The organism is Nocardia takedensis NBRC 100417, from assembly GCF_000308695.1.
Taxonomy (GTDB): Bacteria; Actinomycetota; Actinomycetes; order Mycobacteriales; family Mycobacteriaceae; genus Nocardia; species Nocardia takedensis.
Genome location: NZ_BAGG01000052.1, coordinates 72673 through 79111, shown reverse-complemented (window position 1 = coordinate 79111; position 6439 = coordinate 72673). Strand labels below are relative to the sequence as shown.

Below are 6439 nucleotides of genomic sequence, written 5' to 3'. Positions count from 1 at the left end.
GTCAACCTCCTGCACTCCGCCGCGGAGCCCGCGCCGGGGGCGGGATCCGGGTCGGACCTCGGCGTCCGACCAGGGAGTAGATACGAATCAGAGATTACATATATCACAATCCACCCAGTTGAAGCAGCGCCAACCGAGCGGATTTACCATTAACATCTCCCCGAGGATCATCCACGGGGTGCCGCCCGGGTTCCGCCAGCGAAGGGGATCGTGTGTCGACCGATGAGCCACCCGCCGAGAGCGGTGATCCGATCTGGGGCGGCACCACTCTCGCGCACCGGCGACTGGTGCGCCGCGCGGCCTTGCTCGAGGCGACCCTGGACCTGATCGGCGAATCCGGGGCGGCCGCGGTCACCATGCGGGCGATCTGCCGGCGCACCGGCCTGACCACGCGGTACTTCTACGAGAACTTCGAGACCACCGACGAACTGCTGGCCACGCTCTACCAGGAGGTCTCGCGAGAGTTCCGCGCCGCGATGAGCGCGTTCACGATCGCACCGCCGCCCTTGCGCGAACGCGAACTGGCGACGCTGCTGGTGGACGAGTCGCTGCGCGATCCGCGCAAGTCGCGCCTGTTCCTGGTCGAGCCCTATACGGGGACGGTGCTGGGCACCGAGACGGTCTCGGTGATGCCCTCCTTCGCCGCGGTCATCCAGAACACGCTGCTGTCGGGGATCGTTGACCCGGTGCGCCGGGAATTGGCGGCGGTCAGCCTGGCCAGCGCGGTCGCGGGGATGTTCGCGGCGTGGTTCAACGGGTCGCTGCGGGCCGGGCGCGAGCAGGTCATCGACCATCTGGCGACGGCGATCTCGGCGCATCTGACCCTCTACGACCCCCGGCCCGCCGGGCCGGATCACACTATTGACGGCACCTGCCCTCAGTTCTAATGTGAGGGCACTTGCCATCACTTGGAAGGCGGCTATCCATGGCCCTGTTCAACCCGAAGACCGACACCTTCGAGGAATTCGATCCCGACACCCGCGCCAAACTGCGCTCGGTGGTCGAGTTCTTCGAGAACAAGGGCAAAGAGGCGCTGACCACCGACGCCCAGCAGGCGTCCTGGTACGACGACTGGATGGCCTTCCTCGCCGAGAGCCGCATCATCGCGCACATGGCCACCCCGCAGTCGGCCACCGGCGACACCAGCAAGCGCTGGGACACCGCGGTCATCTCCCGGTTCAACGAGATCACCGGCTTCTACGGCTCGCAGTACTGGTACGCCTGGGGCGTGTCCACCCTCGGCCTGGCCACGATCTGGCAGAGCGCCAACCACAAGGCCCACCTGCGCGCCGCCGAGGAACTCGACCGCGGCGGCATCATCGCCTTCGGCCTGTCGGAGAAGGACCACGGCGCCGACATCTACGCCACCGACATGCTGCTGACCCCCGACGGCAACGGCGGGTTCCGCGCCACCGGCAGCAAGTACTACATCGGCAACGGCAACGTCGCGCGGATCGTGCCGACCATCGGCCGTCGCACCGACCTCGAGGGCCCCGACGCCTACGTGTGGTTCGTCGCCGACAGCCAGCACCCGAACTACCACCTGGTCAAGAACGTCATCCACGGCCAGAACTACGTCAGCGCCTACGATCTGGCCGACTACCCCGTCTCGGCCGAGGACGTGCTGCACACCGGCCGCAAGGCTTTCGACGCCGCCCTCGCCGCGGTCAACTGCGGCAAGTTCAACATCGGCATGGTCGCACTGGGCATCGTGCAGCACTGTTTCTACGAGACGATCAACCACGCGCACGCCAAGATCCTGTTCGGGCACCCGGTCACCGATTTCCCGCAGGTGCGCCAGATCCTGTCCGACAGCTACATCCGCATGAACGCGATGCGGCTGTTCCATCACCGCGCGATCGACTACATGCGCTCCTCCACCCCCGAGGACCGCCGCTTCGTGATGTTCAACTCGATCGGCAAGATGAAGGTCACCCGCGAGGCCGAGCGGGTCTTCCGCGAGCTCTCGGATGTCATCTCCGCCAAGGGTTTCGAGAAGGACAGCTACTTCGCGATGGCGCGCGGCACCATCGACTCGATGCCGCGCCTCGAGGGCACCGCGCACGTGAACATGGCGTTGACGCTGAAGTTCATGCCGAACTTCCTGTTCAACCCGGCCGAACTGCCCGCGGTGCCGGTGCGGCGCGACACCGCCGACGACGAGTCGCTGTTCCGTCAGCCGGGCGCCTCGGGGCTGAGCAAGGTGCGGTTCTCGGACTGGCGGCCCGCCTTCGCCGACTACCGGCACCTGCCCAACGTGGCGCTGTTCCTGGAGTTGGCCGAGAGCTTCACGCAGTTCCCGGTCCAGGCCCCGCCGACCGCGGCCCAGCTCGAGGACATCGACTACCAGTTGGCCGTGGGTGAACTGTTCACCCTGCTGCCCTACAGCCAGCTGATCCTGGAGCAGGCGAAGATCGAAGGGACCTCCGACGACGTCCTGGACGCGATCTTCGAGGTGTTCGTCCGCGACTTCTCCGCCTACGCCCTCGGCGTGTTCGCGAAGTCGTCCTCGACCCAGGCCCAACAGGACTGGGCGTTGAGCGTGCTGCGCAAGCCCGTCATCGACGAGGCGCGCTCGGGTCGGATCTTCGAAGAGGTGATCGGCTACGTCGGCACCTACGAGATGAATCCGTAAGCGCGCGGACGATTCCCGGGAACGGGCGAGGCGTGGTGCACGCCTCGCCCGTTTCTCGTCAGGTGATCAGGTTCTCGCGCTTCAACCAGTCGTAGGCGACGTCGGCCGGGTCCTCGCCGTCGATGTCGACGCGCCCGTTGAGTTCCTGCATCAACTGGTCGGTCAGGCGTTCGGAGATCGTGCCGAGCAATTCGCGCAGTTGCGGCCATTGTTCGAGGACCGCGCCCCGCACCACGGCGGTGCCGCTGTAGGGCAGGAAGAACTTCCGGTCGTCGTCCAACACGACCAGCTCCAGATTCTTGACCCGTCCGTCGGTGGTGTAGATCATGCCGAAATTGCACGGCGAGGACCGGGCGGTGGCGGTGTAGACCACGCCGGCGTCCATGCGGGTCACATTCTCCACGGGCACGCCGTTCGGGGTGTTGTACGGGATGCCGTACTTCTCCAGCATCGGCAGGAATCCGTCGGAGCGACTGAAGAATTCGTCGTCCACGCAGAAGGTGCGGTCCCGCACCGGCAGCGCGGCCACCTCCGAGAGCGTCCGCACGTTCAACCGCTCGGCCGTCGGGCGGGACGCGCCGAAGGCGTAGGTGTCGTTGAAGTTGGCGGGCGGCAGCCACTCCAGGTCGTATTCGCTCTTCTCGATGTCGTGCACCCGCTGCCACAGCTCGGTCGGGTCCACGATCGTCTCGGTCTGGTTGTGGTAGTTGACCCACCCGGTGCCGGTGTACTCCCACAGCACGTCGGCGTCGCCGTTGAGCTGGGCCTGCCGGGAGGAGGCCGAACCGGGCGCGCCGGTCAGATCGGTGACCTGCGCGCCCGCCGCCGCCAGGTAGGTCGCGGTGATCTTGCCCAGCAGCACGCCCTCGGTGAAGCTCTTGGACGTGACGGTCAGCTTCGCGCCGTCCAGCGGTTTCGCGCCGTCGGGCAGGCTCGCGTCGTGGAAGGTGCCCGACGAACTGACCAGACCGCAGCCGGTGAGCAGCGCCGCGAGACCGACGGCCAGGGCGAGCAGGGTCATGCGCGCCGTCCTCATGCGATACCTCGCGGGGTGGCGGCCAGTTCGACGAGTCGACCCAGCCAGTCGATGGTCAGGGCGAGCAGTCCGACCAGGATCGCGCCGGAGATCAGCAGTTTCGGCAGGAACAGGGTGACCCCGGTGGTGATCAGGGTGCCCAGGCTGGTCGCGCCGATGAAGGTGCTCAAGGTGGCGGTGCCGACCAGGATGACCAGCGCGGTGCGCACGCCGTTGAGGATCACCGGGACCGCCAGCGGCAACTCCACCTGGAACAGCGTGCGCACGGCCGTGTAGCCGATGCCGCGCGCCGCCTCGATGACGCGCTGGTCGACCTGGCGCAGTCCGACGATGGTGTTCTGCAGGATCGGCAGGATCGCGTAGACGACCAGGCCGACGACCGCGGTCTTGAACCCGGTGCCGAGCCAGAAGGTGAACAGCACCAGCAGGCCCACCGCCGGGGCGGCCTGACCGATGTTGGCGATGTTCACCGCGATCGGTTCCAGGCGTTTGGCGCCGGGCCTGGTCAGCAGGATGCCGAGCGGGATGGCGACCACGACCACGATCAAGGTGGCGACCGCGGTCAGCCGGATGTGCTCGATGATGGTGGTGCGCAGATTGTCCCAGGCCAGCGACGCCTGTTCGGTCGGGGTGAAAGTGGTCGAGCGGTACCAGAGCAGGTAGCCGACGCCGATGACCACGATGATCAGCGGCTCGAACCAGACGTCGATCGGCAGGCGGCGCAGACGGCTCACGGGGCACCGTCCGAACCGGGTTCCTCGTCGGCGGCGACCACCGGCGTGGGCGTGGTGTCGGTGCCGTCGACGTACTCCTCGTAGGACGGGATGGCCGCTTCGGCCTGCGCCTCGGCGAGTCGGCCGCGGATCAACTCGGTCACCGAGCCGATGCTCAGCGAGCCGACCACCGCGCCGCGCCCGTCGGTGACCAGCGTCGCGCCCTGGCTGGTGGCCAGCATCGCGTCGAGCGCGTCGTTGAGGGTCGAGGAGCGCGCCACCACCGGCAGCCGCCGGTCCAGGTAGTCCGAGACCTCGGGTTTGCTGGCCAGCTCGTCCAGCGACGGCCACGAGCGCGGCCTGCCCGCCGAGTCGACCACCACCACCCAGGTGTGCCCGCCCGCCTTCGCGCGTTCGATCACCGCGCCGGAGGGTTCGCCGACCTGCGCGGTGAGCACCGGGTCGTGCTCGACGTCGCGCACCCGCGACACCGTCAGGTAGGCCAGTTTCGCGCCCGAGCCGACGAATTCCTCCACGAACGGCGTGGCCGGATCGGTGAGGATCTCCTCCGGGCTCGCGTACTGCTCGACCTGGCCGCCCTCGGACAGGATGAGCACCTTGTCGCCGAGTTTGGTGGCCTCCTCGAAATCGTGGGTGACGATGACGATGGTCTTGCCGAGTTCGTGCTGGATCCCGATCAGGCTGTCCTGCAAGCGGACCCGGGTGATCGGGTCGACCGCGCCGAACGGTTCGTCCATGAGCAGCACCGGCGGGTCGGCGGCCAGCGCCCGCGCCACGCCCACGCGCTGCTGCTGGCCGCCGGACATGTCCTTGGGCAGCCGGTCGGCGAACACGGCCGGATCCAACCCGACCAGGTCGAGCAGGTATTCGGTGCGTTCGGCGATGCGCTGCTTGTCCCAGCCCAGCACGCGCGGGATCGCGCCGATGTTCTTGCGCACCGACCAGTGCGGGAACAGTCCGCCGGACTGGATGACGTAGCCGATGGACTGGCGCAGGGTGTCCGGATTCTCCCGGGTGACGTCGCGGCCGTCGATGAGGATGCGGCCCTCGGTGGGCTCGATGAGCCGGTTGATCATCTTCAGCGTGGTGGTCTTGCCGCAACCGGAGGGGCCGACGAAAGCGACGATCTCCCCCGCCTCGATGTCGAGGTCGAGTTTGCGCACCGCCGGTTTGTCCTGGCCCTTGTAGCGCTTGACGACGCCGTCGAGTCGGATGGAGGCGCCGGTCACCGTGCGTTGATCGGAGGCGCCGGTGGTCACCGCGTCGGTCATGACAGTCCCTTTGCGATCGTGAAGCGTCCGAGCAGGACGAGGAGCGCGTCGAACACCAGCGCGATGACGACGATGAGCAGGGTGCCGGTCAACGCCATCTCCAGCGCGTTGGCCCCGCCGAGGCGGGACAGGCCGTTGAAGATCAGCGAGCCGAGGCCGGGGCCCAGGACATAGGCGACGATCGCGGCCACGCCGACGATCATCTGCGTGGAGACCCGGATGCCGGTGAGGATGACCGGCCACGCGATCGGCAGTTCCACCGTCAGCAGGATGCGCCAGCGCGGCAGCCCGATTCCCCGGGCGGATTCGACCACCGAGGCGGGCACCGAGCGCAGCCCCACGATCGCGTTGCCGATCACCGGCAGCGCCGCGAAGAAGGCCAACATGATGAACGACGGGACGACGCCGAGCCCGAAGGGCACCAGCAGCAGGGCCAGCAGCGCCAGCGACGGGATGGTCAGCGCGACGCGGCTCGAGGTCAACGTCAGCGACGACACCAGCGGCAACCGGTAGACCGCGACCGCGACGAGCACGGCGACGACGGTGCCGACGAGCACCGTCTGGAAGGCCAGCGAGGCGTGCTGGTAGGTCAGGAACGCGAGAACCTCCCCCCGCCCACTGATGTAGTTCCAGAGATTCACGTGTTCCCCTCGTCGGCCGAAGACCGGATGATGCCGGTGCGCGGGAGATAACCGAGACGCGAGTCGTCAAACCCTAGCGACGACACGCGCGCGATCCGGGGCGGCGCGCCGCGCGCCGGCGG

At 67.8% G+C, this 6439-nt stretch carries 6 protein-coding genes; 2 read left to right on the top strand and 4 right to left on the bottom strand.

Annotation, left to right across the window (positions count from 1 at the left end):
* Positions 1-212: 212 nt before the first annotated feature.
* Positions 213-887, top strand: coding sequence for a TetR/AcrR family transcriptional regulator (locus ON30_RS11095; RefSeq protein WP_051029175.1), 675 nt, complete (start codon positions 213-215; stop codon positions 885-887).
* Between the two features lie 38 nt (positions 888-925).
* The gene (locus tag ON30_RS11090; RefSeq protein ID WP_040706321.1) at positions 926-2635 is read left to right on the top strand and encodes an acyl-CoA dehydrogenase family protein; all 1710 of its coding nucleotides are present in this window, start codon (positions 926-928) and stop codon (positions 2633-2635) included.
* 58 nt (positions 2636-2693) lie between these two features.
* Here ON30_RS11090 and ON30_RS11085 read toward each other — a convergent pair whose 3' ends face one another.
* Genes ON30_RS11085 through ON30_RS11070 form a run of 4 tightly spaced genes read right to left on the bottom strand, consistent with a single transcriptional unit; the run spans position 2694 to position 6317 of the window.
* Positions 2694-3656: a glycine betaine ABC transporter substrate-binding protein gene (locus ON30_RS11085; RefSeq protein WP_040706319.1), complete on the bottom strand. Its 963-nt coding sequence runs from the start codon at positions 3654-3656 to the stop codon at positions 2694-2696.
* A gap of 11 nt (positions 3657-3667) precedes the next feature.
* Positions 3668-4405 carry an ABC transporter permease gene (locus ON30_RS11080; RefSeq protein ID WP_040706318.1) on the bottom strand — a complete coding sequence of 246 codons (738 nt, stop codon included), beginning with the start codon at positions 4403-4405 and terminating at the stop codon, positions 3668-3670.
* Positions 4402-5676 carry an ATP-binding cassette domain-containing protein gene (locus ON30_RS11075; RefSeq protein WP_040706315.1) on the bottom strand — a complete coding sequence of 425 codons (1275 nt, stop codon included), beginning with the start codon at positions 5674-5676 and terminating at the stop codon, positions 4402-4404. Before ON30_RS11075 ends, ON30_RS11080 begins: the two co-directional genes overlap by 4 nt.
* Positions 5673-6317, bottom strand: a complete 645-nt coding sequence (locus ON30_RS11070) for an ABC transporter permease (protein WP_051029174.1) — start codon at positions 6315-6317, stop codon at positions 5673-5675. The genes ON30_RS11075 and ON30_RS11070 overlap by 4 nt, the downstream gene beginning before the upstream one ends.
* Positions 6318-6439 lie beyond the last annotated feature (122 nt).